The sequence below is a fragment of the Xanthobacter autotrophicus genome (genome assembly GCF_030015065.1).
Taxonomy (GTDB): Bacteria; Pseudomonadota; Alphaproteobacteria; order Rhizobiales; family Xanthobacteraceae; genus Xanthobacter; species Xanthobacter autotrophicus_D.
Genome location: NZ_JAIVFN010000555.1, coordinates 1 through 393, shown reverse-complemented (window position 1 = coordinate 393; position 393 = coordinate 1). Strand labels below are relative to the sequence as shown.

The window sequence follows — 393 nt, the reverse complement described above, 5'->3', positions numbered from 1 at the left end:
GCCTTGTTCTGCAGGCCGATCGCCACGCCGAAGTTGCCGGTCGCACGCGAGGGCCCGATCGTGATCGAAGCGAGGCCGCTGGAGATGGAACTCGGCCCCATGGCCAGCGCATCGTCATTGGTGGCCTGCGCACCGCTGCCGATGGCGACCGCACCCACGCCCGATGCCGTGCCGTTGAAGGCGAGGGTGCGGTCGGATTGGGCGGTGCCGCTGTTGCCCAGCGCGACGGAGCTGTCGCCCTGCGCGACGGCCGCCAGCCCGGCCGCGAAGCTGTTGGGCCCCACTGCCCGCGTGTTCGACCCGAACGCGGCGGAGGCATCGCCGATGTTCGCGTCGTCCCAGTAGGCTGCGCCGAAGCTGTCCACGCGGCCCGCGCGGAACGCGGACTTGGAG

The 393-nt window shown here is 71.8% G+C and carries 1 pseudogene; it reads right to left on the bottom strand.

The features are described from left to right. Nucleotides 1-393, bottom strand: a pseudogene (locus K9U40_RS24485) (hypothetical protein); the annotation flags it as partial.